The 24,283-nt window shown below is 60.1% G+C and carries 24 protein-coding genes; 13 read left to right on the forward strand and 11 right to left on the reverse strand.

Going from position 1 to position 24,283, the window contains the following annotated elements; genetic code table 11:
- Positions 1-24: 24 nt before the first annotated feature.
- From PPTH39_RS11640 to PPTH39_RS11650, 3 genes are all read left to right on the forward strand, one after another.
- Positions 25-411, forward strand: coding sequence for a CidA/LrgA family protein (locus PPTH39_RS11640; protein ID WP_095001174.1), 387 nt, complete (start codon positions 25-27; stop codon positions 409-411).
- Complete coding sequence (locus PPTH39_RS11645; RefSeq protein WP_095023067.1) at positions 401-1,087, forward strand: LrgB family protein; 687 nt, start codon at positions 401-403, stop codon at positions 1,085-1,087. Before PPTH39_RS11640 ends, PPTH39_RS11645 begins: the two co-directional genes overlap by 11 nt.
- Before the next feature lie 370 nt (positions 1,088-1,457).
- Positions 1,458-1,832, forward strand: coding sequence for a hypothetical protein (locus tag PPTH39_RS11650; RefSeq protein ID WP_095018228.1), 375 nt, complete (start codon positions 1,458-1,460; stop codon positions 1,830-1,832).
- A gap of 12 nt (positions 1,833-1,844) precedes the next feature.
- Here PPTH39_RS11650 and PPTH39_RS11655 read toward each other — a convergent pair whose 3' ends face one another.
- A complete protein-coding gene (locus tag PPTH39_RS11655) occupies positions 1,845-2,639 on the reverse strand; it encodes an IclR family transcriptional regulator (protein WP_095001178.1) in 795 nt (264 codons plus the stop codon).
- A gap of 164 nt (positions 2,640-2,803) precedes the next feature.
- Here PPTH39_RS11655 and hmgA point away from each other — a divergent pair, with 164 nt between their 5' ends.
- The 4 genes from hmgA to PPTH39_RS11675 all read left to right on the forward strand — a co-directional run bounded on the left by hmgA (position 2,804) and on the right by PPTH39_RS11675 (position 7,318).
- Positions 2,804-4,108 carry a homogentisate 1,2-dioxygenase gene (gene hmgA, locus PPTH39_RS11660; protein ID WP_095018226.1) on the forward strand — a complete coding sequence of 435 codons (1,305 nt, stop codon included), beginning with the start codon at positions 2,804-2,806 and terminating at the stop codon, positions 4,106-4,108.
- Between the two features lie 3 nt (positions 4,109-4,111).
- On the forward strand, positions 4,112-5,416 hold the full coding sequence (gene fahA / locus PPTH39_RS11665) for a fumarylacetoacetase (protein WP_130871992.1): 1,305 nt from the start codon (positions 4,112-4,114) through the stop codon (positions 5,414-5,416).
- Between the two features lie 12 nt (positions 5,417-5,428).
- The gene (gene maiA / locus PPTH39_RS11670) at positions 5,429-6,067 is read left to right on the forward strand and encodes a maleylacetoacetate isomerase (RefSeq protein WP_095001181.1); all 639 of its coding nucleotides are present in this window, start codon (positions 5,429-5,431) and stop codon (positions 6,065-6,067) included.
- 225 nt (positions 6,068-6,292) lie between these two features.
- A complete protein-coding gene (locus PPTH39_RS11675) occupies positions 6,293-7,318 on the forward strand; it encodes a Leu/Phe/Val dehydrogenase (protein ID WP_095018259.1) in 1,026 nt (341 codons plus the stop codon).
- Here the strand turns inward: PPTH39_RS11675 and PPTH39_RS11680 are convergent.
- The 3 genes from PPTH39_RS11680 to PPTH39_RS11690 all read right to left on the reverse strand — a co-directional run bounded on the left by PPTH39_RS11680 (position 7,294) and on the right by PPTH39_RS11690 (position 8,628).
- Entirely contained in the window at positions 7,294-7,686 is a 393-nt protein-coding gene (locus PPTH39_RS11680; RefSeq protein WP_095018224.1) for a MerR family transcriptional regulator, read from the reverse strand. The two genes, PPTH39_RS11675 and PPTH39_RS11680, sit on opposite strands and share 25 nt — an antisense overlap.
- A gap of 30 nt (positions 7,687-7,716) precedes the next feature.
- Positions 7,717-8,292, reverse strand: coding sequence for an NAD(P)H-dependent oxidoreductase (locus PPTH39_RS11685; protein ID WP_095001390.1), 576 nt, complete (start codon positions 8,290-8,292; stop codon positions 7,717-7,719).
- Between the two features lie 78 nt (positions 8,293-8,370).
- A complete protein-coding gene (locus PPTH39_RS11690; protein WP_016781842.1) occupies positions 8,371-8,628 on the reverse strand; it encodes a YebG family protein in 258 nt (85 codons plus the stop codon).
- A gap of 269 nt (positions 8,629-8,897) precedes the next feature.
- Here PPTH39_RS11690 and PPTH39_RS11695 point away from each other — a divergent pair, with 269 nt between their 5' ends.
- Entirely contained in the window at positions 8,898-9,398 is a 501-nt protein-coding gene (locus tag PPTH39_RS11695; RefSeq protein WP_016781843.1) for a phosphate-starvation-inducible protein PsiE, read from the forward strand.
- A 74-nt stretch (positions 9,399-9,472) separates the two neighbouring features.
- On the opposite strand, the gene PPTH39_RS11700 is transcribed toward PPTH39_RS11695, so the two are convergent.
- From PPTH39_RS11700 to PPTH39_RS11715, 4 genes are all read right to left on the reverse strand, one after another.
- A complete protein-coding gene (locus PPTH39_RS11700; RefSeq protein WP_095001183.1) occupies positions 9,473-9,901 on the reverse strand; it encodes an HPF/RaiA family ribosome-associated protein in 429 nt (142 codons plus the stop codon).
- A 202-nt stretch (positions 9,902-10,103) separates the two neighbouring features.
- Complete coding sequence (fecA, locus tag PPTH39_RS11705; RefSeq protein ID WP_130871993.1) at positions 10,104-12,440, reverse strand: TonB-dependent Fe(3+) dicitrate receptor FecA; 2,337 nt, start codon at positions 12,438-12,440, stop codon at positions 10,104-10,106.
- 226 nt (positions 12,441-12,666) lie between these two features.
- Positions 12,667-13,632 (reverse strand): FecR domain-containing protein, encoded by a 966-nt coding sequence (locus tag PPTH39_RS11710; RefSeq protein ID WP_130872124.1) that lies wholly within the window; start codon positions 13,630-13,632, stop codon positions 12,667-12,669.
- A complete protein-coding gene (locus PPTH39_RS11715; protein WP_095001186.1) occupies positions 13,629-14,117 on the reverse strand; it encodes a sigma-70 family RNA polymerase sigma factor in 489 nt (162 codons plus the stop codon). The genes PPTH39_RS11710 and PPTH39_RS11715 overlap by 4 nt, the downstream gene beginning before the upstream one ends.
- 182 nt (positions 14,118-14,299) lie before the next feature.
- Here PPTH39_RS11715 and PPTH39_RS11720 point away from each other — a divergent pair, with 182 nt between their 5' ends.
- The 3 genes from PPTH39_RS11720 (at position 14,300) to PPTH39_RS11730 (ending at position 18,437) form a co-directional block, all read left to right on the forward strand.
- On the forward strand, positions 14,300-14,854 hold the full coding sequence (locus tag PPTH39_RS11720) for an RNA polymerase sigma factor (RefSeq protein ID WP_095018221.1): 555 nt from the start codon (positions 14,300-14,302) through the stop codon (positions 14,852-14,854).
- Positions 14,851-15,837 carry a FecR family protein gene (locus tag PPTH39_RS11725; protein ID WP_416068815.1) on the forward strand — a complete coding sequence of 329 codons (987 nt, stop codon included), beginning with the start codon at positions 14,851-14,853 and terminating at the stop codon, positions 15,835-15,837. The genes PPTH39_RS11720 and PPTH39_RS11725 overlap by 4 nt, the downstream gene beginning before the upstream one ends.
- A 182-nt stretch (positions 15,838-16,019) precedes the next feature.
- A complete protein-coding gene (locus PPTH39_RS11730) occupies positions 16,020-18,437 on the forward strand; it encodes a TonB-dependent siderophore receptor (RefSeq protein ID WP_095018258.1) in 2,418 nt (805 codons plus the stop codon).
- Positions 18,438-18,448: 11 nt separating this feature from the next.
- Here PPTH39_RS11730 and PPTH39_RS11735 read toward each other — a convergent pair whose 3' ends face one another.
- A complete protein-coding gene (locus PPTH39_RS11735; protein ID WP_130871995.1) occupies positions 18,449-19,321 on the reverse strand; it encodes a helix-turn-helix domain-containing protein in 873 nt (290 codons plus the stop codon).
- A 118-nt stretch (positions 19,322-19,439) separates the two neighbouring features.
- On the opposite strand from PPTH39_RS11735, the gene PPTH39_RS11740 reads away from it, so the two are divergent.
- On the forward strand, positions 19,440-20,336 hold the full coding sequence (locus tag PPTH39_RS11740; RefSeq protein WP_095018257.1) for a DMT family transporter: 897 nt from the start codon (positions 19,440-19,442) through the stop codon (positions 20,334-20,336).
- A gap of 111 nt (positions 20,337-20,447) precedes the next feature.
- Here PPTH39_RS11740 and PPTH39_RS11745 read toward each other — a convergent pair whose 3' ends face one another.
- Positions 20,448-21,437: a 2-hydroxyacid dehydrogenase gene (locus PPTH39_RS11745; protein WP_095001196.1), complete on the reverse strand. Its 990-nt coding sequence runs from the start codon at positions 21,435-21,437 to the stop codon at positions 20,448-20,450.
- 170 nt (positions 21,438-21,607) lie between these two features.
- The gene (locus PPTH39_RS11750) at positions 21,608-22,540 is read right to left on the reverse strand and encodes a LysR family transcriptional regulator (RefSeq protein ID WP_130871996.1); all 933 of its coding nucleotides are present in this window, start codon (positions 22,538-22,540) and stop codon (positions 21,608-21,610) included.
- A gap of 223 nt (positions 22,541-22,763) precedes the next feature.
- On the opposite strand from PPTH39_RS11750, the gene PPTH39_RS11755 reads away from it, so the two are divergent.
- A complete protein-coding gene (locus PPTH39_RS11755; protein WP_095018218.1) occupies positions 22,764-24,275 on the forward strand; it encodes an efflux transporter outer membrane subunit in 1,512 nt (503 codons plus the stop codon).
- Positions 24,276-24,283 lie beyond the last annotated feature (8 nt).

A 24,283-nucleotide genomic window follows, 5' to 3' on the forward strand; every position in this document is an offset into this window, starting at 1 on the left:
AAACCTGTCTGAAATGGAAACAACATGAAACGCTTCGATGTAAAACGCCTGGGTCGGTTGGTCAGTGAACTGGCCGTTTTGTTGGCGCTGTATTTTCTGGGCTGCCAGCTGGCAACCTGGGGGCACTTGCCGATCCCGGGCGGGGTGGTGGGCATGGCGCTGCTGTTGCTGGCGTTTGCCCTGGGCTGGGTCAGACCGGCGACCCTGCAATTGGGGGCCGGTGTGTTGATGGCCGAAATGCTGTTGTTTTTCATCCCTGCACTCATGAGCCTGCTTGATTACGGTGTAATCGTGCGTGATGAAGGTTGGCGCATCCTGTTGGTCATTGGCGTGAGTACCTTGCTGGTGATGGTGGTGACGGCGTTTACGGTGGAAGCGGTGTGCCGCTGGAGGATGCGTCATGAAGTTTGAACTGATGCCCATGTTCTGGCTGCTGTTCACGCTGTTGACCTACGCCTTCAGCCGCTGGCTGTACCGGCGTACCGGGCGATACCTGTTGTCTCCGCTGATCCTGGTACCGGCCTTGCTGCTAGCCGTGGCCGTGCCGTTGCACACTGCCTATGCTGAATACTCAAGCAATACCCACTGGCTGATGCTGGTTCTGGGGCCGGTAACGGTGGCCTTTGCCGTACCGATCTGGCAGCAACGCAATTTACTGGCCCGTCACTGGGTGGCGTTGCTGCTGGGGATGCTGGCGGGCAGCGCGGCGTCCATTGGCAGTTCGTTCTGGCTGGCCCGGGCGCTGGCGCTGGACACCTCATTGACCATGTCGCTGGTGCCGCGCTCCATCACCACACCGTTTGCCATGCCGCTGGCACAGGATCTGGGTGGCGTACCTGAGCTCACGGCGGTGTTTGTAATGTTCACCGGTGTGTTTGGCGCGTTGCTGGGCGGTATTTTGCTCAAGTGGTTGCCGCTGCGCAGCAGTCTGGCCCGGGGCGCCCTGTTTGGTATCGGCGCTCATGGCGCAGGGGTCAGCCGTGCCCGCGAAGTGGGCAGTGAGGAAGGCTCGGTAGCAGGGCTGGTGATGGTGCTGACCGGCATCCTTAACCTGTTTGCCGCGCCGTTGCTGGCGATGGTGTTCTAGTTCTTAAACCCGCCACATACCCCGTGGGAGCGGGCACCATAAAAAAGGCCGCTGTAAAACAGCGGCCAAGGAAGACGTTCATCAAGGAGCTACAAATCAACGTCAGGGTAAATCGGGGAGAGCAGAGTCGATGCGACTCGATGCGTGTCCGTGTTGCGAAGTCCGGCAAGCTTAAGGGCTGGCCCGCAGCGGAGTAAGCCCGGTTTGGGACAATCTGTATTACAGCTACGGCAACAGTCCTTGTGCGGTAACTATGTGCCGCACACCTGCTGTCGTCCCGGTGTTGAATGAGCCTTCACACGGACTCTCCAGGTCGACTTGAACCGTGCACGACGCCGGATGGGCCTGGAGCACTGACAGGAGGTTCACCATGACCCGTAATGAAAAACCCGCATCGCCGATCAACAACTTCAGCCTCAAACCCAGCGCAGAAGTGATCGAGCGTGTGCGCTCGTTTCTTGACGAGCGACTCCAGCCCCAGGGCCTGGATTGCAGAAGCATCTATCTCAATACGGTGAATAACATCGTTGACCAGACCCTGACGTACAGTCAGAGCCTGCTCGGCCTGGGTGTGGATACGCTGGAGTGGGGCGCTGTGCAGGCCCATGATGACTGGGAGTCGGGGGTGTTTTCCCGGTCCTGGACATTCGATGACAGCCTGCGAGTGGATCAACCGTCCATGGCCGACATCGAGCAGATGATGAAAGACCTGCTCGATGAGGCCAAATACGAGTGGATGGTCTAAAACAATGAGCTGTCAGGCTGGCTGATAACCCATCCGCCAACTGATGGCCTGGCTCGCGGCCAACAAGCGTTTGGCTGCGGGCCCGTTTTCATCGGCGTGGAACAGGGAGGTGGGACCAACCACTGTCAGTACGGCCGCCACCTGACCGGTCGCATTGAACACCGGGGCCGACAAGGCATCGACGCCAGGCATCAGCAAGCCATGGACGAAGTGCAGGCCGCGCTGGCGGATTTGACTGCAAAGTGCGACGTAGGCTGCAGGTGTTTGCAGCGGATGCACCTGATCAGTCTTGAACTCCAGTTCGCGCAAGTCGGCGGTTTCGCGATCCGGTAAAAAAGCGTTGAACACCAGCCCCGTGGATGAGCTCAGCAATGGCAATACCGAGCCCAGCTGGGTCACCACCGTGACCGCCCGCACCGCCGGCTCGATATGCACCACGGTCGCGCCCTGGTTACCCCACACCGCCAAAAAGCAGGTTTCGTTCAAGTCGTCGCGCAGTTCGGCCAGGGGCAGGCTGGCGACCTTGAGCACATCCATGCTGTTGAGCGCAGCCAGTCCCACACGCAACGCCTCGCGCCCCAAACCGTAATGATTAGTGGCGACATTTTGCTCGGCAAACCCGCTGGCAATCAGTGCCTGTAAATAGCGATGCACCTTGCTCGCGGGCATTTGCACGTGTTCGGCCAGGCGCGACAGCGACGTGGAGGGTGAGAGCTCGGCCAGCGCCTTGAGGATGTCAGTGCCGACCTCGGCCGAACGCACTTTTTGCTTGCCGGTGCTGTCGTTGCTGCTGCGGGGCTTTTCCATGGAAGTGTTTATATCTCGGGACGAATGGGCGTCTTTATAGCTTGACGCTTGTTACCAATCAAATTACGTTATGCGTAATTGAATTACGATAAAAATAACGCAGCGACGCGCAAATGCCTTCAGCGCAGGGCGCAGTCATCTGCCTTCTCCATGCTGGAGGCTCCATGAACGTCGATTCGCCTTTGTCAGGTCTTGGCTATCTGTCCGGGTTTGGCAACGAATTCAGCAGCGAAGCATTGCCCGGCGCCCTGCCGGTGGGTCAGAACTCCCCGCAAAAAGCCCCCTACGGTCTGTACGCCGAATTGTTTTCCGGAACTGCGTTCACCATGGTGCGCAGCGAGGCGCGGCGTACGTGGATGTACCGCATCCAGCCGTCAGCCAACCATCCGGCGTTCGTCAAACTGGAGCGGCAACTGGCTGGTGGCCCGTTGGGCCCGGTGACGCCGAATCGCTTGCGCTGGAACCCGCTGCCGATTCCTGCCGAGGCTACGGACTTTATCGACGGCCTGGTGGGCATGGTGGCCAATGGCGGGTCGGATAAACCCTCGGGCATCAGCATTTACCATTACTGCGCCAATACTTCGATGCAGCGGGTGTTTTTCAATGCCGACGGCGAAATGTTGCTGGTTCCCGAGTCGGGGCGTTTGCGCATTTGTACCGAACTGGGGCGTCTGGATCTGCAGCCTCTGGAGATCGCGGTCATTCCTCGCGGTCTCAAGTTTCGTGTCGAGTTGCTTGACCCGCAGGCCCGCGGCTATGTTGCCGAGAACCATGGTGCACCGCTGCGCCTGCCTGATCTGGGGCCGATTGGCAGTAATGGCCTGGCCAACCCTCGCGACTTTCTGACTCCGCTCGCCCACTACGAAGACGGTGCGCTCCCTACGCAACTGGTGCAAAAATTTCTTGGTGAGTTGTGGGGCTGCGAGCTGGATCATTCGCCGCTCAACGTAGTGGCCTGGCATGGCAACAACGTGCCGTACAAATACGATCTGCGCCGCTTCAACACCATCGGCACTGTCAGCTTCGATCATCCCGATCCATCGATTTTTACTGTTTTGACTTCGCCTACCAGCGTACCGGGACTGGCCAACCTCGATTTCGTGATTTTCCCGCCGCGCTGGATGGTGGCTGAAAACACTTTCCGGCCACCCTGGTTCCACCGCAACCTGATGAACGAATTCATGGGCCTGATCCAGGGCAGTTACGATGCCAAGGCCGAAGGCTTCCTGCCCGGCGGTGCATCGCTGCACAGCTGCATGAGCGCCCACGGGCCGGACGGCGAAACCTGTACCAAAGCCATTGCGGCCGAGCTGCAACCCAGCAAGATCGAAAACACCATGGCCTTTATGTTCGAAACCAGCCAGGTGTTGCGCCCCAGCCGGTTCGCCCTGGAGTGCCCGCAGCTGCAATCGAACTACGACGCTTGCTGGGCCACGCTGCCCGTGACCTTCACCCCGAACCGGAGATAACCCATGACCCAGTCCACTTTGACCCGCAGCTGGATCGCCTCCGCCAACGGCCACAGCGACTTCCCCCTGCAAAACCTGCCCATGGGCATTTTCAGCATTGATGGCTCGGCGCCACGTAGCGGGGTGGCTATTGGCGATGCCATTTTCGACCTGGAAGCCGGGCTGGCAGCGGGGCTGTTTGAAGGTCAGGCCAAGATAGCCGTAGAGGCTTCGTTGGGCGGGGCGTTGAATAGCTACTTTGCCCTGGATCGGGGCGCCCGGGTTGCCCTGCGCGAGCGTTTGCAGGAACTGCTGGGGGAGGGCAGTTCCCTGCGCGGCAAAATCGAAGCCCAGGGTTCCCGCCTGCTGCCACTGGCAGCTGATTGCCAGATGCACCTGCCGGCCAAAATCGGCGACTACACCGACTTTTATGTGGGCATTGAGCACGCCAAAAACGTCGGCAAGCTGTTCCGCCCGGACAACCCGCTGCTGCCCAACTACAAGTATGTGCCGATTGGCTATCACGGGCGCGCCTCGACCATTCGCCCGTCCGGTGCCGAAGTTCGGCGCCCTAAAGGCCAGACCTTGCCTGCCGGGCAGACCGAGCCAACCTTTGGCCCGTGCGCCCGCCTGGACTACGAACTGGAACTGGGCATCTGGGTTGGCAAAGGCAATGACATGGGCGATGCCATCCCGGTCAGCGAAGCTGCAGAGCACATTGCCGGCTTCTGCCTGCTCAATGACTGGTCGGCACGGGACATCCAGGCCTGGGAATACCAGCCGCTGGGCCCGTTTCTGTCCAAAAGCTTTATAACCAGTATCTCGCCGTGGGTGGTGAGTGCCGAGGCGCTGGAACCATTCCGTCGCGCGCAACCGGCCCGTCCTGAGGGTGATCCACAGCCACTGGCTTACCTGCTCGATACCAGGGATCAGGCCAATGGCGCGCTGGATATCGAACTTGAAGTGCTGCTGCTGACCGAGGCGATGCGTGAGCAGAACCTGCCAGCCCATCGTCTGGGCTTGAGCAACAGCCTGAACATGTACTGGACCGCGGCCCAACTGGTGGCTCACCACAGCGTCAACGGCTGCCAGTTGCAGTCCGGTGACCTGTTCGGTTCGGGCACCTTGTCGGGCCCGGCCCGTTCGCAACTGGGCAGCCTGCTGGAAATCACCGAGGGCGGTAAACACCCGATAGAACTGGCTTCAGGCGAAGTGCGTAAATTTCTGGAGGATGGTGACGAAATCATCCTGCGTGCCCGCTGCGCCCGTGAAGGCCATGCTTCCATCGGTTTTGGCGAGTGCCGGGGCAAGGTTGTTGCCGCGCGCTAAAAGGAGCGGGTCATGGAACTCTTCACCTATTACCGCTCAACCTCGTCTTACCGGGTGCGTATCGCGCTGGCCCTGAAAGGGCTGGATTATCAGGCGGTGCCGGTCAATCTGCTCGTACCGGCTGGCGGTGAACACCGTCAGCCGGCGTATCTGGCCATCAACCCGCAGGGCCGCGTGCCGGCCTTGCGTACCGATGAAGGCTGCGTCTTGACCCAGTCGCCAGCAATCATCGAGTACCTTGAAGAGCGCTATCCCCAGGTGGCGCTGCTGTCCGCTGACCTCGCCACCCGCGCTCATGAACGGGGGGTAGCGGCTCTGGTTGCTTGTGATATCCACCCGTTGCACAACGTCAGCGTGCTCAATCGCCTGCGCCAGTTGGGGCAGGATGAGGAGCAGGTGGTGGAGTGGATCGGTCACTGGATCGGCCAAGGGCTGGCAGCCATCGAGCAGTTGATCGGTGACGAAGGTTACTGCTTTGGCGCGCAGCCCGGGTTGGCGGATGTGTATTTGATCCCTCAGCTGTACGCGGCGCAGCGTTTTGGCGTGCCAATGGCGGCGTACCCGCGCATTGCCCGAGTGGCAGCGCTGGCTGAGCAACACCCGGCCTTTATCCTGGCGCATCCGGCCAATCAGCCTGACACGCCTGCCTGACTTCACTCTGTGTGTGGGAGCGGGCTTGCTCGCGATCGAATCAACGCGGTCTTGCGTAATAACCGCATTGCCTGCATCGCGAGCAAGCCCGCTCCCACAGAACCCTATCCCGCCGGGATATGTCCGAAACCCTGAAAACCGCGCAGGCTTATTCCTGAGCTCTTCAACGAATTTTCTGGCGCCACCTATACTGGCGTTTACCCATAATCGTTCGAGGGCCTGATGATGTTTGCTCTTATGCAAAGCGCTCAGCTCGAGTCGCTGCACCTTAGTGTAGACCCCGTTACAGGCCTTAAAGCCGTGATAGCCATCCACAACACTCGCCTGGGGCCAGCGCTGGGGGGCTGTCGTTATCTTGCTTACCCCAATGACGAAAGTGCAGTCGGTGATGCCATCCGCCTGGCCCAAGACATGAGCTACAAAGCCGCGCTGGCAGGGCTGGCTGTTGGAGGGGGGCAGGCGGTGGTGGTGCGTGCGGCCCACGTTGATAGTCGCGCGGCGCTGTTTGAGGCTTTTGGTCGCTGTGTGGACCAACTGGACGGGCGCTATATCACGGCAATTGACAGCGGCACCTCCACTGCCGATATGGACTGCATTGCCCAGCACACCCGGCATGTCACCAGCACCACTGCTGCGGGGGATCCTTCGCCGCATACGGCCATGGGGGTTTTTGCCGGCATTCGCAGCACCGCATCGTCGCGATTGGGTAGCGACAACCTCGAAGGTTTGCGGGTGGCGGTGCAGGGCCTGGGCAAAGTGGGTTACGCGCTGGCCGAACAGCTGCATGCTGCGGGCGCCGAATTGCTGGTCTGCGATACCGACCCCGGCAAAGTGCGCCTGGCCATGGAACAACTGGGGGCGCACCCGATTGCCTGCGAAGCCTTGCTCAGCACACCCTGCGATATCCTTGCGCCGTGTGGTCTGGGCGGCGTATTGAACTGGCACAGCGTCGCGCAACTGCGCTGCTCGGCTGTGGCCGGGTGTGCCAATAACCAGCTGACCAATCTACAAGTGGCCGATCAGCTCGAGCGGCGGGGGATTTTGTATGCCCCGGATTACGTCATCAATTCCGGCGGGCTGATCTATATGGCCCTGACCCATGAAGGTGCCGCCCCCGAGGCCATCAACCAGCAGTTGCTGCAGATCAGTCAGCGCCTGACCGGCATCTATGCTCACGCCCAGGCCGAAAAGCGTTCACCGGCACGGGTTTCGGACGAGCTGGCTCATCAATTGTTGTACCCCAAGGACTGAACACAGGCCAGGTCCAGTTCCGGGCCTTCCATGGCAAAGCGTGTTTCAAACTCTTCCAACCCCGCATGCACCTGTTGCAACGCTTCGATCTGATTCATTACGGCGTGTTTTTTGCGGGCGATGGCGTTGCTCACGACCTCCCATGGCAGCGTCTGGCCGCGGTGTTGATCAAGGATGGCCTGCATTTCCTTGAGCTTGAAGCCCAGCTGTTGCGCGCATTTGATAAATGTCAGCAGTTCAACGCTTTGCTCGCTGTAGATGCGATAAGCGCCACGGCGTTGCGGTGCAGGTAACAGGCCGATTTCTTCGTAGTGGCGAATGCTTTTGACGGTGGTGCCCGACAATTGGGCGGCTTTGCCGATGTACATGAAAAGTCCTTTTAATCGCCGCCCGCCGAATTATCGAGTGGCGAGCTTGCGTGCCTCTAGAAGCCAGGCGTCTCTTTGATGAGGCGTGGCGTTCAGGATGGGGCCAAACGTCAGGGTGGCGGTGGGTTTTATGCCACAGAACGCCAGTGTGGTTTTGCGTATCTGATGCAACCCCGGCATGCGGTACACCCATCTGTAGTACCACGGCGGGGTGTCCATCGTCACCAGCAGGTGCGCGCTGCGGCCTTTCAGTAGCTTGTCGGGGAAAGCCTTGCCCTTGCGGTATTGAAAGGCAAAACCGGGCAGCAGGATGCGATCGAAAAAGCCTTTGAGCAATGCGGGGATTCCGCCCCACCAGATCGGGTAGACCAGCACCAGGTGTTCGGCCCAGAGGATGTTGGCCTGGGCGTGGAGCAGGTCAGGCTCCAGTGCCTGGACCTCCTGATAGCCTTCGCGCAGCACCGGGTCGAAGCGCAGGGCGCCCAGGCGCATGATGCGTACTTCATGGCTGGCATCCTTGGCGGCAGCTATGTAGCTGTCTGCCAGTGCGCTACAGAAACTGTTCGTGCCGGGGTGACCGAGAATCACCAGTACTCGCTTGCTCATCATGACGCCAACCTCAAAGGGGGCCTTTGAGGGTAGAGGCTGCCCCGTAGGGGAGAGTCAAGCGAGAACCGGGGGCGATTACTCGCTGTCGACCAGCAACTCGGACAGGGCGTCCGGCTGGCTCTTGAATGCCTTGGCAAACACATCGCGATTTTTCGCCATGTAGATACCGGCTTCTTCGACTTGCTGCTCGTTCAGGGACGGCACAGCTTTTTGCAACACTTCGGCCAGCAACTCTGCCAGTTCCAGCATTTTGTCATGACGGTCAGCTTCGGCTTTATCCATGAACAAACGCTCCAGATCTCGGCTGCTGCGGTATACCACTTCGACGGCCATTTACCACCTCATATGCCTTCACGTAAATTATCTAGCGATTACTGTATTTATATACAGCTAAAAGGATAAGCCAATCATCGGGATTTGAATAGCGGCTTTTTCACTCTAGCTGTAATTGATAGGCGCAGCGGGCGCCCGACGTGTCTAATTGCCGCCCGCCATCATCTTAAGTGAGCAGCATCAGGCTGCCACATGGCCTTTTTTCTGCATGTTAAAAGCGTCATGCGCATCGCGGATGATCCGTTCGAGTCGATTCAAGGAGCTGCATCGTGAGAGTTAACAAAGCTGAGAAGCTACGTCGCCAGGTTCATGAACTGGCCGAGTCGATGGGCAACCTGTTCGTCGAAACCTTCCATTACCTGGCATTGTTTGCCATTGGCGCGGTCACTGCCTGGGCGGCGGTGATGGAATTCCTGGGAATGGTGGAGAAGGGCAACATCACGATTGATGACATCCTGCTGCTGTTTATCTACCTCGAGCTGGGGGCAATGGTCGGGATTTATTTCAAGACCAACCACATGCCCGTGCGCTTCCTGATTTATGTGGCGATCACGGCGCTGACCCGCTTGCTGATTTCCAATGTGTCCCATCACAACCCGCCAGACATGGGAGTGGTGTACCTGACCGGGGCGATCCTGTTGCTGGCCTTCGCCATTCTGGTGGTGCGCTATGCGTCTTCGCAGTTCCCGTCGGTGAAGATCGAGAACCCTCATCGCAAGACCGGTGCCGGTTCCGGCGAGCATCCGGAAGTGGAGAAGGGGGAATTGTAAGTCGATTTTACATATGAAAAAGGGCGGGCTTACCAAGGTAAGCCCGCCCTTTTTTGTGCCTCACTGACGTTCAATCAGCTGATCTTGTCGAGTTCCTTTTCTTTCTCCAGGAACTCTTCTTCAAGCAAGTCATCAGCGGTCTGCTTTGGCTCTTTTGCCTCAAACCCTTCCGGGGCGAGGGTCACTGTACGTTTGCCACGCAGCTTGCCGAACAGGTGCTCCAGAGCGTGCTCCAGTTTTTGAGCAGCACCCTCCACAGCCTGGGTCAGTGAATCAGCGTCGTGGGATACGAGAATTGGCTGGTGTCCTTTAGGTCGAGCCTCCATTTTGCAGCGTTTGTCCTTGGGACCGGACTTGCCGCCATTTTCATCACTGAGATGGACCTCGACCCGGGTCAGATCTTCCAAATGGCGTTCGAGCGTGACTTCAACAGTAGCGGTGACCCAGTCCTGGGTGCGTTTGTCACTGTCGATGTGTTTATCGGAAAAGACGTGAGTAAGCATAGTTCTTCCCTTATATAAGCGTGCTCGTGTGAGGTCTGACGGCCTTGGGTGTACAAAGGTTCATCGTCATCGCTCAGTTACAGTGTTTGGGCCGATGAGCAAATATTTCAAGCACTATTTTCAGGAAGTCTTTCAAGTCGTGACCGGTGTCAGTCTTTGCCTGTAGGAAAAGCCCGCGTGTGCGGGCTTTAGCCAATTTAAATCAAAATGCGACAGAGGTTTGTACATAGAGCGTGCGTGGCTCGCCCACGTATTTGCCCTTGTTGTTGTCGTCAAACGAGCGGGTGTAATACTCGTGGTTGAGGATATTTTTGACCCCCACAGCCACGTTAAGGTCGGACAGCTGGTGGCCAAAGTCATAGCCCACACGGCTGTTGAAGACCATATAGCCTGGGATCAAACCGGTGCTGCCGTCAGCGCTTTCGGCGCGGGTATTGGCGTTGTCGGCGAACTGGTTGCTCTGGAAGGTGCTGTCCAGGTTGGCTTTCCACGGCCCCTCGGTATAGCCGACGCCGATGCTGCCTTTGTTTTTCGAGGAGAACGGCACACGATTGCCTTTGTTCGGCCCATCTTCGCGGATGGTCGCGTCAACATAGGCATAGGTGGCGTATACGTCGAAACCCGCCAGTACCGGGCTCAGGCCATCCAGCGCGTAGTTGACGCTGGCCTCGATGCCCTGATGACGGGTCTTGCCCCGTGCGATCACCGTGTCGGTGGTTTGGTTGCTGTCGTACTGGTTGTTGAAGTTGATCAGAAATGCGCCGATCTCCGCGCGCAGGTTGCCATTGTCGTAGCGAGTGCCAATTTCCCAGGTGCGCGCTTTTTCCGGTTTTACCTCGCCGCCGGTAACGCGATTGGGCATCTGGCTGTACTGCACGCTGCCGAAGGAGCCTTCGGTATTGGCATACAGATTCCAGCTGTCGGTCACGTGGTACATCACGTTCAGGGCGGGAAGCGGAGTGTTGTAGTCGCCCTTGTATTTGACGTTGGTCAGCAAGTTGGTTTGCTGTTGTTCAATCATTTCGTAGCGAATGCCCGGAGTGAAGGTCCATTTGCCGATGTCGATCTTGTCGTCGATAAAGAATGCATGGGCTTCGGTGGCACCACGGGTGTCGCGGTCATTGCGGCTGTTGGTGGTGGGCAGTTCATTGGCGGCAATCGGCGTGCGGTAGCGCAACTCATGGCCGGCTTCGTTGATATAACGATAACCTGCGCCCACTTCGTGGCTGCTGTTGCCCAGATCAAAGCCCTGGGCTATACGGGTTTCGATCCCGCGCACCCAATATTCCCGCGGTGACAGCGAGAGGAAGCTGCCCTGGTCCAGATACCCGCTGCGCAGGGTCTTGGTGAAGAAGCTGTTGACGGTGAATTCACGGCGATCTTCCTGGTAGCGATAGCCAAAGTTGACCAGGGTGCGACGGCCCCAGAACTTGTCGTTGGGGCGGGTCGACTGATACGGGTCAGCCTTGTAGGCCGCGGTGCTCAGGCCGCCGGGCATATCGGCCTCGCCATCGTAGTATTGGGCCATGGCGTGCAGGCTGTTGGCTTCGTCGATCTGATAGTTGCCCTTGAGGATCAGGTCGTCGATGCGTGTGTCGCTATGCTGGCGCCAGTCGCCGCCGCGTACGCCGGAATACAGCAGGGCGCCGCCGAGGCCGTTGTCGGCGGTGCCGCCGGCCAGCAGGTTGGCGGTTTTCTTGAAGCCATCCTGGGTGGACGATGGGCTGGTTTCGGTTTGCAGGCCAACTTTTACAGTCGGTTCGTCAGGAATGGCGCGGGTCACGAAGTTGACGATACCGCCGACGTTCTGCGGGCCATACCGCACGGCACCGCCGCCACGCACTACGTCTACCGCATCCATATTGCCCATGCTGATGGGGGCAAACGACAGCTGCGGCTGACCGTAGGGGGCGAAGGGCACGGGAATGCCGTCCATCAACACGGTGGAACGGGTCGCCAGGCGCGGGTTGAGCCCGCGGATACCGAAGTTCAGGGCCATGTCATGGCTGCCGGTGCCGTTGTTTTCCGGAGCGTTGACGCCAGGGATGCGGTTGAGCACTTCGCGGGCACTGGTGGCGCCCTGGCGTTCGAACTCTTCGCGGCGGATCACGTCACGGGCGCCGGGGTGTTCGAACACATCGGTTTGCGCCGCGTCGCCGAGCCAGTCACCGACCACGCTGGAAGCGCCCAGCTCAATGCTTGCCGGAGCTGTCGAGGTGGTTGCAGGTTGCAGGCTGAATGCCCCCAGGCCTTCAGCGCGGGCTTGCAGGCCAGTGCCTTCAAGCAGGGCCTGCAAGCCTTGTTCTGGATCGTAGGTGCCTTCCAGGCCCTTGCTCTGAATACCGCTGGCGGCGGCGGAGCTGAACGAAATCAGCACCCCGGCTTCGCGTCCGAATTGGTTGAGAGCGTTTTCCAGCGATGACGGTGCGATGTGGTAAGCCTTGGCGTCGGCAAATGCCATCGGCAGGACGCTGAAACTCAAACTGGCACCTAATAGCAAACGGGCCAGGGACGTGAGGCGGAAGGGCTGAGCGGGCATGAGGGATCCTGTGGGGATGAGAATCTAAGTGGCTTACCTTCTCTGTCACGCCAGATCCGAAATCAGCTCACATTTTTTGAAAATAAAATGCACACCCTTTGTGGGAGCGGGCTTGCTCGCGATTGGATCGCCGTGGTGTGACTGGCAGACCGCGTTGTTGCCATCGCGAGCAAGCCCGCTCCCACAACAAGCTCGCTGCTACAACACGTCCGTTTGCACAGAGCCGTTACACCCGCGCTTCAACCGTTACCCAATAGCGGGTAAAGCGCTTGATTCGCACTGGCAAGCTGACGGCAAGCAGGTCCAGCACGCGTTCGCTGTCGTCCACCGGGTAGGTGCCGGAGATCAGCAGGTCGGCGACTTTTGGGTCGCAGTTGAGCTGGCCCCGGCGATAGCGGCCCAGTTCGACGAGAAAATCCGCCAGGCGCATATGCGCAGCAACCAGCATGCCGTCGGTCCACGCACCGCTCCCCGCATCCAGAGGGCGCGGGGTGTTCCAGGCCAGGCGGGTGAAGCTCAGTTGCTGGTGCGGCTCAACCCACAATGCACTACCCGTATGCGCTGTTGGCATAAGCGCTACCCGGCCATCGAATACGGCGATTTCAGTATGCTCGCCAAATTGGCGCACATTCAGGCGGGCGCCCTGGGGCTGCAAGCTGCCGTGGGCGGTGAGCACCTGCAAGGGCCGCGAATCCCGGGCGGCGGTGAGCAGCATTTCGCCTTCGAGCAGGCGGATGACTCGTTGCTGGGCATCGAATTTCACATCCACCGCGCTGGCGGTGTTGAGCTGGAGCTGGCTGCCATCATGCAACTGCAGGTTGCGCCGCTGGCCTACCGGTGTGCTGAAATCTGCCAGCAGCGGGTTGACGGGCAACTGCTCGCGCAGGCCCCAGGTCAATGCCGAGCCTGCGCCTAAAAGCAGCAACAGCTTCAATGCCTGACGGCGGCTGCTGCTTTTGGGCGCGTTCAGGGCGGCATGGGCCAGTGGCGACGACAAACCGCGCAAGCGCTGGTTGATGCGCTGGATATGCTCCCACGCCCGCTGGTGTTCAGGATGGGCGTGTAACCATTGCTCCCAGGCCTGCTGGCGCCTGGGACTGAGCGCACCGCCCTGCATTTCGACCAGCCAGCTGACTGCTTGCTCGGCCACCGCCGTGCCGATGTCGGGCGGTGCATTGAAGGCACCGTTCACAGGGCGAAGTAGCAACGCAGGGCTGCCTTGCTCAAATGACGTTTGACCGTGGCAATCGAGATACCCAGTTGAGCGCCGATTTCGGCGTAGCCCAGGCCATCGACCTGAGCCAGTAAAAAGGCCCGTTTGACCGGGGAAGGCAGGCCGTCGAGCAATTGATCGAGCTCCATCAGGGTTTGCAGAATGATTGCGCGTTCTTCTTCACTGGGGGCAACCTGTTCGGGCAGGTCAGCCAGGGCCTGCAGGTAGGCGCGCTCCAGATCCTGGCGGCGATAGTGATTAAACAGCACGCGCTTGGCGACCACGGTCAAAAACGCCCGGGGTTCGCCAGGGGGCGGGGTTTCGCGGGCGGTCAGCAGCCGCATGAAAGTGTCCTGGGCCAGGTCGGCGGCATTCTGCGGGCAGCCGAGCTTGCGCCGCAACCAGCCCGTGAGCCAGCTGTGGTGGTCCTGATACAGAACCTCGACGGTGTTTGACTGCGACAACGACCACTCCGGCTGCGCTGAATAACGCTTTAGAGAACAAGAATTGTTCGCATTGTAGGGGTGGCTTTATGCATTGAGCAATCACCACTTATCAAGGGCGGTCGCGCAGCCCGTCATCTGCTTTTGCATATGAGAATATTTATCATTAGTATCGCTTTCCTTTTGCCTGCGCATCGATCTCCATGACCCCACCCGAACTCAAGGATGGCCCTACCAGCGAACCGCGCCAGGGACGAGCGCATTTCCTGCAGGTGTTTCTTAGCCAACGTCCGCAGATGGAAGCGCTGGTGAGCCGCCGCGTGGGCTGCCGGGCTACGGCCGCGGATCTGGTGCAGGATTTGTTTTTGCGGTTTTGGCGGCGGCCGTTGGTGCAGGTTGAAGAGCTGAGCACCTATCTGTTGCGCTGTGCGGGCAATATCGCCATCGACCATTTGCGCAGCGAAGGTACGCGCGAGCGGGTCAGCCATCACTGGCAGCCTGAACCGGACGCCAGAAGCTGCGAGCCCCAGGCCGCTCTTGAAGCCGGAAATGACTTGCGCCAGGTCGAGGCGGCATTGCGCAGCCTGCCCGAGCGCACGCGGCATATCTTTTTGCTCAACCGTATTCACGGTCGCACCTATGCAGAGATCGCCAAGGTCATGGGCGTGTCGCAAAGTGCTGTCGAAAAACACATGATGCGTGCCCTGGAGGCCTGCAAGGCCAGTCTGCGTGAGCCGCCATCAGGGACAGCATTGTGAACCGCCATTCGAGAGTTGCCGTGACAGCCGAGCAAGAGCGTGCCGCGTTGGACTGGCTCAGTGTGCTGCACGACCGGCCCGACAGTGGCGATCAGGCCACCTTCAGTCGCTGGCTGCAGGCTGACCCTGCCCATGCCGAGGCCTATGCCCAGGCGCAGGTGGTGTGGGAGCTGAGTGAAGTGGCGGCCAGTACCCTGGCTAACGAAGAGTCGCTGGCCCTTCAGCGATACCTGTCGGCTATGGATACATCCCGGCGCGGTCGCCTGCGGCATTGGGCCGGTGGGTTGGCCATTGCTGCATGCCTGCTGCTGATGGTCGGTGTATTTGCCGGTTGGCAACCGGCGCGCTGGGTGGACGATCTGGGCGCGGACTATGTGAGCGCGCCTGGGCAAGTGCGCACTGTGGTGCTGGCCGATCAAACGCAGGTCACGCTGGATGCCGACAGCGCCATTGCGGTGAACTTCAGTGGTGGTGAACGCCATGTGCAATTGCGCCGTGGCGTGGCCTTCTTTCACGTCACCCATACCGGCGCGCCCTTTGTGGTAGATGCCGACGGCGGTGAAGCGCGGGTCCTGGGCACCGAATTTGAGGTGCGCCTGCAACCGGGCGGGGCGCAAGTCACGGTGTTGTCCGGGCGGGTAGGGGTCAAGGCTGGCAAGGATTCGGCTCAGCAGATTCTTACTGCCGATCAGCAAATCACCTACGACGCTGGGGTTACCGATGCAGTGCATCACGTTGACAGCCAGAGCCGTCTGGGCTGGCGCTCGGGCTGGTTGAGCTATTACAAAACCCCGCTGGCTGATGTCGTGGCCGATCTCAGGCGTTATTACCCGGGGCAGATTGTGTTGCTCAACAGCCAGTTGGGTGCCAGGAAAATCAGCGGCAGTTTCCCCAGCCAGGACCCGCAAGCCGTGCTCAATTCGTTGCAGGGCGTGCTCGGATTTGAGCAGCACAGCGTGTTAGGGCTGATTGTGTTGCGTTGACGCGCCCTCCACATATCCCTGTGGGAGCGGGTTTGCTCCCACCGTTTTCCCACAGGCGGTCTGTGGCGCCATCGCGGATTTTTTTTCATTGCGTGGTGAGGTAAACCCCGGCCCCATCCGTGTAGTGCTTGAAAATGCGAAAAATTCGTATTCCGTATCAGGTCAACACACAGGTCATGAGCATGAAGTCCAGGGCAAGTTCGGTGAAACAGTGGTTGGGAGCTTCTGCATTCGTGATGGCCGGGTTGGCGCTAAACCCGCTTTATGCGGCCATGGCTGCCGAGGCGCCGCAACAGCAGGCGGGTGCATTGTTTGATTTCAACCAGCCGGCCAAACCACTGCCCCAGGCGCTCAACGACTTTTCCCGGCTGACCGGCCTGAGCGTGGTCTACACCGATGAAGCCCCCTTTGGCCTTCAGGCTCCGGCGATCAAGGGGCGCATGAGCGCCGGGCAGGCTTTGCAGCAGTTGCTCGCGCAGTCTGGCTTCAATGGGCGGCGTACCGACGCCAACACCTTTGCCCTCGAACCCCAGCCCACCGCAGGCGCCCTGAACCTGGGGGCCACCAGCATTACCTCGCTGGCCACAACCGACACCAGCTACCAGCCGCCAGCCACCACTTCGGTGATGCGCGGCACGGGCTCATCCATGGAAGTGCCGCAAACCATCAATGTGGTTGCCGCTCAGGTGATTCGCGATCAGGCGCCGCGCAATCTGGATGATGCCCTGAACAATGTCAGCGGCATCACCCAGGGCAACACGCTGGGCAGTACCCAGGACTCGGTGATGAAGCGCGGCTTTGGTGACAACCGTGACGGTTCGATCATGCGCGACGGTATGCCGCTGGTGCAGGGCCGGGCGATGAACGCTGCCACCGAACGGGTCGAAGTGCTCAAGGGGCCGGCCTCGTTGCTCTACGGGATTCAAGATCCGGGTGGTGTCGTCAACGTGGTCAGCAAAAAGCCGCAGCTGGAGCAGTACAACGCGGTGACGGTGCGTGGGTCAACCTACGGTTCGGGTAAAAACGGCGGCGGTGGCAGCCTCGACAGCACCGGCCCGCTGGGTGACTCGGGGCTGGCCTACCGGATGATCATCGATCATGAAGATGAAGATTACTGGCGCAATTTTGGGGTGCATCGCGAAACCCTGATCGCGCCGTCGCTGGCCTGGTACGGCGACAACACCCAAGTACTGCTGGCGTACGAACACCGCGAGTTCCTGACCCCGTTCGACCGTGGCACGGCCATCAATCCGGCGACCAACCATCCGCTGGACATTCCGGCCACGCGCCGCCTGGACGAGCCGTTCAACAATATGGAAGGGCGCTCGGACCTGTACCGCCTTGAAGTCGATCACGACCTCAACGACGACTGGAAAGCCCATTTCGGCTACAGCTGGAACCGCGAAACCTACGACGCCAGCCAGGTTCGGGTTACCAAGGTCAACTCCGACGGCACCCTGACGCGAAAAATGGACGGCACCAAAGGCGCCATCACCACCGACCGTTTCAGCACCTTCAGCTTGCAGGGCAAGGTTCAGGCCGCTGGCATGCAGCATGACCTGGTGTTTGGCGTGGACGACGAATACCGCAAAATCTATCGCGCCGAGCTGATCCGCCAGGACAGCCAGTCCACGTTCAATTACGAAAATCCGGTGTACGGCAATGAAGTCGCCGGTACCACTGTGAGCGCCAGTGACAGCAACCAGACCGACCTGCTGCGCAGCGACTCGTTGTTTGCCCAGGACTCGATCCACCTCACCGACCAATGGATTCTGGTGGCGGGCGCACGCTTTCAGAAGTACGACCAACTGGCGGGCAAAAGCATTCCGTTCAAGGCCAGTACCGATACCAACGGGGTGAAATGGATCCCGCGGGCCGGGCTGGTATACCGCTACACCGATGAACTGTCGTTCTATGGCAGCTACACCGAATCGTTCAAGCCCAACTCCTCGATCGCTCCGCTGACGGGCGGCGTGGTACTGGACTCCTCCATCGCACCGGAGCAGTCAAAATCCTGGGAACTGGGGGCCAAGCTGGATATCCCGGGCCGTATCACTGGCACCCTGGCCTTGTACGACATCAAAAAGCGCAATGTGCTGGTGTCCTCCACGGTGGACGATGTCACCGCATATTCGGCCGCGGGTGAAGTTCGTTCCCGGGGCCTGGAACTGGACGTCAGCGGCCAGTTGACGGACCAGTGGAGCCTGATCGGCAGCTATGCCTATACCGATGCCGAGGTGACCAAAGACACCACCTACCAGGGCATGCGTCTGCAGAACGTGGCCAAGAACAGCGGTTCGCTGTCGGCGGTCTATGACTTTGGCAGCATCGTGGGCGGTGACAAGCTACGCGTTGGCGCAGGCGCGCGCTATGTGGGCGAACGGGCGGGGGATGCCCTGAACGACTTCGATCTGCCGGGTTACACCGTGGCCGATGCCTTTGCCACCTACGACACCAAGGTTGAGGGGCAAAAGGTCAAATTCCAGGTCAACGTCAAAAACCTTTTCGACCGCACTTACTACACCTCGGCGGCCAGCCGCACCTTCGTCTCGATTGGCGATGCCCGGCAACTCACATTTTCCAGCACTCTGGAGTTCTAAGGCCGCCAGGGTTACCTGAACACCGCCCGAAACTCCCCCGGCGTGCCGCCCAGGCTTTGCTTGAAGCGGTTGGCGAAGTGGCTGGCGCTGGCGAAGCCACAGGCCAGTGCAACATGGCCCAACGCCAGTGTGCTGTTGCGCAGCAGGTCGCGGGCGCGGGCCAGGCGGCGGGCCAGCAGGTATTGATGGGGCGGTACGCCAAAGCTTTCGCGGAACATGCGGGCAAAGTGGTAAGGCGATAGCGCGCACTGCGCTGCCAACTGGCCGATGTTCAGCGGTTCGGCCAGCCGGTGCTCGATGTATTCCACCAGTTGGCGGCGCTGATAGGCCGCCAGCCCGCCCTTGAGTTGCAGCCCGTCACGCAGCCCCACCTGGGTCAGTACGGCATGGTCGAGCAGGGCGCTGGCCAGGCTGCTGGTGAGCAGGCGTTCGGCGGGCTCGTCCCAGTTGGTCTGGATCAGTTGATGAAAGCGGCGGGTTTGCTGTTCGTCATCCTGAAAGGTCAGTTCCCGCAATTGCATCTCCCGGGGTTCGCGGTCGAGCAGGGCGATGCAGCCCAGGGCTAATTGCTCCTGGCTGACATACACATGGGCCAGGCGTATTTCGCCATTGATCACCCACGCCGATTGATGATCGGCGGGCAGCACGCAGAGCTTGCCCGGTGAGCCCTTGGCGCCGGGTTGTTCGCGTCTGAAAGTACCGGTGCCGCCGGAGATATAGCACGACAAGGTGTGGTGCGTCGGTGCTTCATACTCACGGGCATCGTGGTGGTTGGTCCACACAGCAGCGGCCAAGCCTTCACCCAGCTCGGCACTGTGCACCAGACGGGCATTGGGCGAGCTGTTCATGGACTGGAAGACTTGCAGGGTATCGAATGCGGGCATGCTCGCATCCTACTCCGTCGCACTGCGGCTGCCAGCCCCGACCCCACAAAAGCGCAAGAATCTGCAAGTGCGGCCCAGGCAGCGGGCCCAGACTGAAGGCCATTGTCTGGAGTGCGCCATGAACCTGTTTTTATATGTAATGACTGTCTTGATCTGGGGCACCACCTGGATCGCCCTGAAATTGCAATTGGGGGTGGTGGCGATACCGGTGTCCATCGTTTACCGCTTTGGTCTGGCGGCGTTGGTGCTGTTTGCCGTGCTGTTGCTCAGCCGCAAGTTGCAGGTGATGAACAGGCGCGGGCATCTGATTTGCCTGGCCCAGGGGTTGTGCCTGTTCTGTGTCAACTTCATGTGTTTCTTGACCGCCAGCCAGTGGGTGACCACAGGCCTGATCGCGGTGGTGTTTTCTACCGCCACATTGTGGAATGCGCTGAATGCGCGGATTTTCTTCAAGCAGAAAATCGCCCGCAACGTGATCGCCGGCGGTGCCCTGGGCATGCTCGGGCTGGGCCTGTTGTTCTGGCCGGAATTGAGCGGGCATGCCGCCACACCGCATATTGCCCTCGGACTGGGGCTGGCGTTGATCGGAACCCTGTGTTTTTCGGCGGGCAACATGCTGTCCAGCCTGCAACAGAAAGCCGGGCTCAAGCCGCTGACCACCAATGCCTGGGGCATGCTGTATGGTGCCAGCATGCTGGCGGTGTACTGCGCGCTAAGGGGTATCCCGTTCGAAATGGAATGGAACACGCGCTATATCGGTTCGCTGTTGTACCTGGTGATACCGGGCTCGGTGATCGGCTTTACCGCGTACCTGACCCTGGTCGGGCGCATGGGGCCGGAGCGCGCGGCCTATTGCACGGTGTTGTTCCCGCTGGTGGCGCTGAATGTGTCGGCCTTTGCCGAAGGCTACCAGTGGACCCCCCCGGCGTTGGCCGGGTTGGTGCTGGTGATGCTGGGTAACGTGCTGGTGTTTCGCAAACCCAAGCCGGTGGCATTGAACGCCAAGCTGGCGTGAGTCTGTAACCCCCTGTGGGAGCGGCCTGCTCGCGATGGCAGCGACGCGGTGTATCAGTCACACCTCGGCGATCCAATCGCGAGCAAGCCCGCTCCCACAACAGACCTTGCCTCAGCCCTTGAACACCTGCGGGTTGACCAGGTCTTGCGGGCGTTCGCCCAGCAGGGCGCTGCGCAGGTTGGCCAGGGCGCGGTTGGCCATCGCCTCACGGGTTTCGTGGGTGGCCGAGCCGATATGGGGCAGGGTCACGGCGTTTTTCAACGCGAACAAAGGTGATTCGCTCAGCGGTTCTTTCTCGTAAACATCCAGGCCAGCGCCGCGAATGGTGCCGTTTTGCAGGGCTTCGATCAGTGCCGGTTCGTCGACCACCGGGCCACGGGAGATATTCACCAGAATAGCGCTCGGCTTCATCAGCTTGAGTTCGCGCTGGCTGATCAGATGTCGGGTTTTCTCGCTCAATGGCACCACTAGGCAGACGAAGTCCGCTTCGGCCAGCAACTGGTCGAGGCTGCGAAATTGCGCGCCCAGCTCTTGCTCAAGCGCGGTCTTGCGGCTGTTGCCGCTGTACAGGATTGGCATGTTGAAACCCAGCCGGCCACGACGGGCAACGGCTGCGCCGATATTACCCATGCCGACGATACCCAGGGTCTTGCCGTAGACATCGCTGCCGAACAGGGCGGGTGGCACGCTGGCTTGCCATTGGCCGGCCTTGGTCCAGGCGTCCAGCTCGGCGACCCGACGGGCGCTGCTCATGATCAGGGTAAAACCCAGGTCGGCGGTGCTTTCGGTCAGCACGTCCGGGGTATTGGTGAGCATGATGCCGCGTTCGTTGAAGTAGTCGACATCGTAGTTGTCGTAACCCACCGAGACACTGGAGACGACCTCAAGCTGCCGGGCATGTTCCAGCTGCTTGCGCCCCAGTTTGCGGCCGACGCCGATCAGACCGTGGGCGTGGGGCAGTGCCTCTTCGAATTGGGCGTTGATATCGCCCAGCTTGGGGTTGGGCGCGATGACGTTGAAATCCTGTTGCAGGCGCTCGATCATCGCGGGGGTGACGCGGCTGAAGGCAAGTACGGTTTTCTTGGTGCTGGAAAGGCTCATCTGAACAAGACTCATCGGCTGTCGGGAATGTAAGCACGCTAACATTCTCGCCCGCCCGCTGCCAATCCTTGACCTGTGGGAGCGGGCTTGCTCGCGATTGGATCGTCGGGGTGTGGCAGATACACCGCGTTGTAGCAATCGCGAGCAAGCCCGCTCCCACAAAATCGCAATCAGCTATAGTTGGCCAGTTCAGTCTGATGCGCCGCCAGAATTTCCGGCAGCGAGCTTTTCAAGTATTCGACCCAGGTCTTGATCTTGGCATCCAGGTACTGGCGTGACGGGTAGATGGCGTACAGGTTCAGTTCCTGGGAGCGGTACTTGGGCAGCATGCGCACCAGCGTGCCGTTGCGCAGGCCTTCGATGGCGGCGTACACCGGCAGCACGCCGACACCCATGCCGCTGGTGATCGCGGTTTTCATCGCGTCGGCCGAGTTGACCAGAAACGGCGAAGAGTTGATCAGCACCATTTCCTGGCCTTCCGGGCCTTCAAACACCCATTTGTCCAATGCAATCACCGGGCTGACCAGGCGCAGGCAGGAATGGTTGAGCAGGTCGCTGGGCTTGGTTGCCGTGCCATTGGCTTTCACATAGCCGGGCGAGGCACAGACGATGCTGTAGGTGATGCCCAGGCGCTGGGACACAAAACCCGAGTCCGGCAGCTCGCTGGCCAGCACGATGGACACGTCGTAGCCCTCGTTGAGCAGGTCCGGCACGCGGTTGGCCAGGGTCAGGTCGAAGGTCACGTCGGGGTGGGTCTTGCGGTAGCGGGCAATGGCGTCGATCACGAAGTGCTGGCCGATGCCGGTCATGGTGTGCACTTTCAATTGCCCGGCAGGGCGCGAGTGGGCGTCGCTGGCCTCGGCTTCGGCTTCCTCAACGTAGGCCAGGATTTGCTCGCAGCGCAGTAAATAGCGTTTGCCGGCTTCGGTCAGGGCGATGCGGCGGGTGGTGCGGTTAAGCAGGCGTGTTTGCAGGTGGGCCTCAAGGTTGGAGACCGCGCGCGAGACGTTGGCAGTGGTGGTGTCCAGCATGGCGGCAGCGGCCGTGAAACTTCCGGCTTCGGCCACACAACTGAAGGCGCGCATGTTTTGCAAAGTGTCCATGAAGTGCTCTCAAGGGGCGATATAGGGGACAGCAACCAATTACACAGCAACAAATTGTGACATGAAGTTTCAGGCTTTACAGGCCGCTTTTCATTCGACCAACGGATTATCCCAAGAACGGTAATAAAGATTCACATTTATGCCCGCTTATCGTTGTGCCTGCCAAGTCATAGACTTCTCTATCTCAAGCCTCATCCTCCCTCCTTTTCAGGAATTTGCAGCAGTGCAGCGTCGCATCAGCAGAGAGCTTAAAGCCCTCAGTGTTCTGGCTTTATCGTTAGCATTAAACGGCTGCATTGGTTTTGGTGGCATCGCGCCCAAGGGCAGCATGCTTCCCGCCAATACGCTGGCCACCGACGAGGCGATTCAAAGCGCCGCGAAAGACGCGAACTGGCCCAAAGCCCAATGGTGGCACGCTTATGGCGACCCGCAACTGGATGAGTGGATCAGCCTTGCCGTACAGGGTAGCCCAACGATGGCAATGGCTGCAGCCCGTGTGCGTCAGGCCAGAGCCATGGCCGGGGTTGCCGAGTCGGCCGAGTCGCTGCAAATCAACGCAGATTCGACGCTCAAACGGCACAACTGGCCCTCGGACCAATTCTATGGCCCGGGTGCATTGGACAACTCCACAACCTGGGACAACAACGCCGCGCTGGGCTTCAGCTTTGCCCTGGACTTGTGGGGCCGCGAAAGCAATGCCACAGAGCAGGCCGTGGACATGGCGCACATGAGTGTGGCCGAAGGTCGTCAGGCCCAGCTCGAACTGCAGAACAACGTGATTCGTGCCTATATCCAACTGTCGCTGCACTACGCCCAGCTCGATATCGTCGAATCGACTCTGCACCAGCAAGAACAGATTCTCGATCTGGCGCAAAAGCGTCTGGACGGCGGTATCGGCACCCATTTTGAAGTCAGCCAGGCGCAGGCGCCGCTGCCCGAGATTCATCGCCAGATTGACGCCCAGGAAGAAGAAATCGCCTTGACCCGCAACCAGTTGTCGGCGCTGGCCGGTAAGGGCCCAGGGGAGGGTGCACGCCTCAAGCGACCAACCCTCGCCCTGGCCACTGCACTGAAACTGCCGTCGAGCCTTCCTGCTGAACTGCTGGGACAGCGTCCTGATGTGGTTGCCAGCCGCTGGGAAGTGGCAGCCCAGGCCCGCGGCATCGATGTGGCGCACGCCGGTTTCTACCCCAACGTAGACCTGGTGGGCAGCATCGGCTTTATGGCCACCGGTGGTAGCGCGCTGGGTTTTCTGACCGGCAAGAAGCTCAACTACAACGTTGGGCCGGCCATTTCCCTGCCGATCTTCGATGGCGGTCGCTTGCGCTCGGAACTGGGCGTGGCCTCTGGTGGCTATGACATGGCCGTGGCCAAGTACAACCAGACCCTGGTGACTGCGCTCAAGGGCATTTCCGATCAGTTGATCAAGCGCGAGTCGATGGAAAAACAGCAGGTCTTTGCCGCCGAGTCGGTGCAGGCCGCGCAAAAAACCTACGACATCGCCGTGGTCGCGTTCCAGCGTGGTCTGACCGACTACCTCAACGTGCTCAATGCACAAACCCTGCTGTTCAAGCAGCAGCAGATCCAGCAGCAGGTCCAGGCCGCCCGCCTGAGCGCCCACGCCGAGCTGGTGACGGCGCTGGGTGGCGGCCTTGGTGCTGGCAACGATGTGCCCAGGGACGATCGCTATGTGCCCGACAAACCGCCGGCCGTCATGGCGCTGTTCAACCACTGAACCTGACC

Origin of the sequence: Pseudomonas bubulae, from assembly GCF_900618535.1 — a bacterium.
Lineage (GTDB): Bacteria > Pseudomonadota > Gammaproteobacteria > Pseudomonadales > Pseudomonadaceae > Aquipseudomonas > Aquipseudomonas bubulae.

Excerpts from the sequence above, each read along its gene's own strand:
- PPTH39_RS11640 (WP_095001174.1), top strand. The coding sequence starts at position 25 with ATGAAACGCTTCGATGTAAAACGCCTGGGTCGGTTGGTCAGTGAACTG.
- PPTH39_RS11645 (WP_095023067.1), top strand. The coding sequence starts at position 401 with ATGAAGTTTGAACTGATGCCCATGTTCTGGCTGCTGTTCACGCTGTTG.
- PPTH39_RS11650 (WP_095018228.1), top strand. The coding sequence starts at position 1,458 with ATGACCCGTAATGAAAAACCCGCATCGCCGATCAACAACTTCAGCCTC.
- PPTH39_RS11655 (WP_095001178.1), bottom strand. The coding sequence starts at position 2,639 with ATGGAAAAGCCCCGCAGCAGCAACGACAGCACCGGCAAGCAAAAAGTG.
- hmgA (WP_095018226.1), top strand. The coding sequence starts at position 2,804 with ATGAACGTCGATTCGCCTTTGTCAGGTCTTGGCTATCTGTCCGGGTTT.
- fahA (WP_130871992.1), top strand. The coding sequence starts at position 4,112 with ATGACCCAGTCCACTTTGACCCGCAGCTGGATCGCCTCCGCCAACGGC.
- maiA (WP_095001181.1), top strand. The coding sequence starts at position 5,429 with ATGGAACTCTTCACCTATTACCGCTCAACCTCGTCTTACCGGGTGCGT.
- PPTH39_RS11675 (WP_095018259.1), top strand. The coding sequence starts at position 6,293 with ATGTTTGCTCTTATGCAAAGCGCTCAGCTCGAGTCGCTGCACCTTAGT.
- PPTH39_RS11680 (WP_095018224.1), bottom strand. The coding sequence starts at position 7,686 with ATGTACATCGGCAAAGCCGCCCAATTGTCGGGCACCACCGTCAAAAGC.
- PPTH39_RS11685 (WP_095001390.1), bottom strand. The coding sequence starts at position 8,292 with ATGAGCAAGCGAGTACTGGTGATTCTCGGTCACCCCGGCACGAACAGT.
- PPTH39_RS11690 (WP_016781842.1), bottom strand. The coding sequence starts at position 8,628 with ATGGCCGTCGAAGTGGTATACCGCAGCAGCCGAGATCTGGAGCGTTTG.
- PPTH39_RS11700 (WP_095001183.1), bottom strand. The coding sequence starts at position 9,901 with ATGCTTACTCACGTCTTTTCCGATAAACACATCGACAGTGACAAACGC.
- fecA (WP_130871993.1), bottom strand. The coding sequence starts at position 12,440 with ATGCCCGCTCAGCCCTTCCGCCTCACGTCCCTGGCCCGTTTGCTATTA.
- PPTH39_RS11720 (WP_095018221.1), top strand. The coding sequence starts at position 14,300 with ATGACCCCACCCGAACTCAAGGATGGCCCTACCAGCGAACCGCGCCAG.
- PPTH39_RS11730 (WP_095018258.1), top strand. The coding sequence starts at position 16,020 with ATGAAGTCCAGGGCAAGTTCGGTGAAACAGTGGTTGGGAGCTTCTGCA.
- PPTH39_RS11735 (WP_130871995.1), bottom strand. The coding sequence starts at position 19,321 with ATGCCCGCATTCGATACCCTGCAAGTCTTCCAGTCCATGAACAGCTCG.
- PPTH39_RS11740 (WP_095018257.1), top strand. The coding sequence starts at position 19,440 with ATGAACCTGTTTTTATATGTAATGACTGTCTTGATCTGGGGCACCACC.
- PPTH39_RS11745 (WP_095001196.1), bottom strand. The coding sequence starts at position 21,437 with ATGAGCCTTTCCAGCACCAAGAAAACCGTACTTGCCTTCAGCCGCGTC.
- PPTH39_RS11750 (WP_130871996.1), bottom strand. The coding sequence starts at position 22,540 with ATGGACACTTTGCAAAACATGCGCGCCTTCAGTTGTGTGGCCGAAGCC.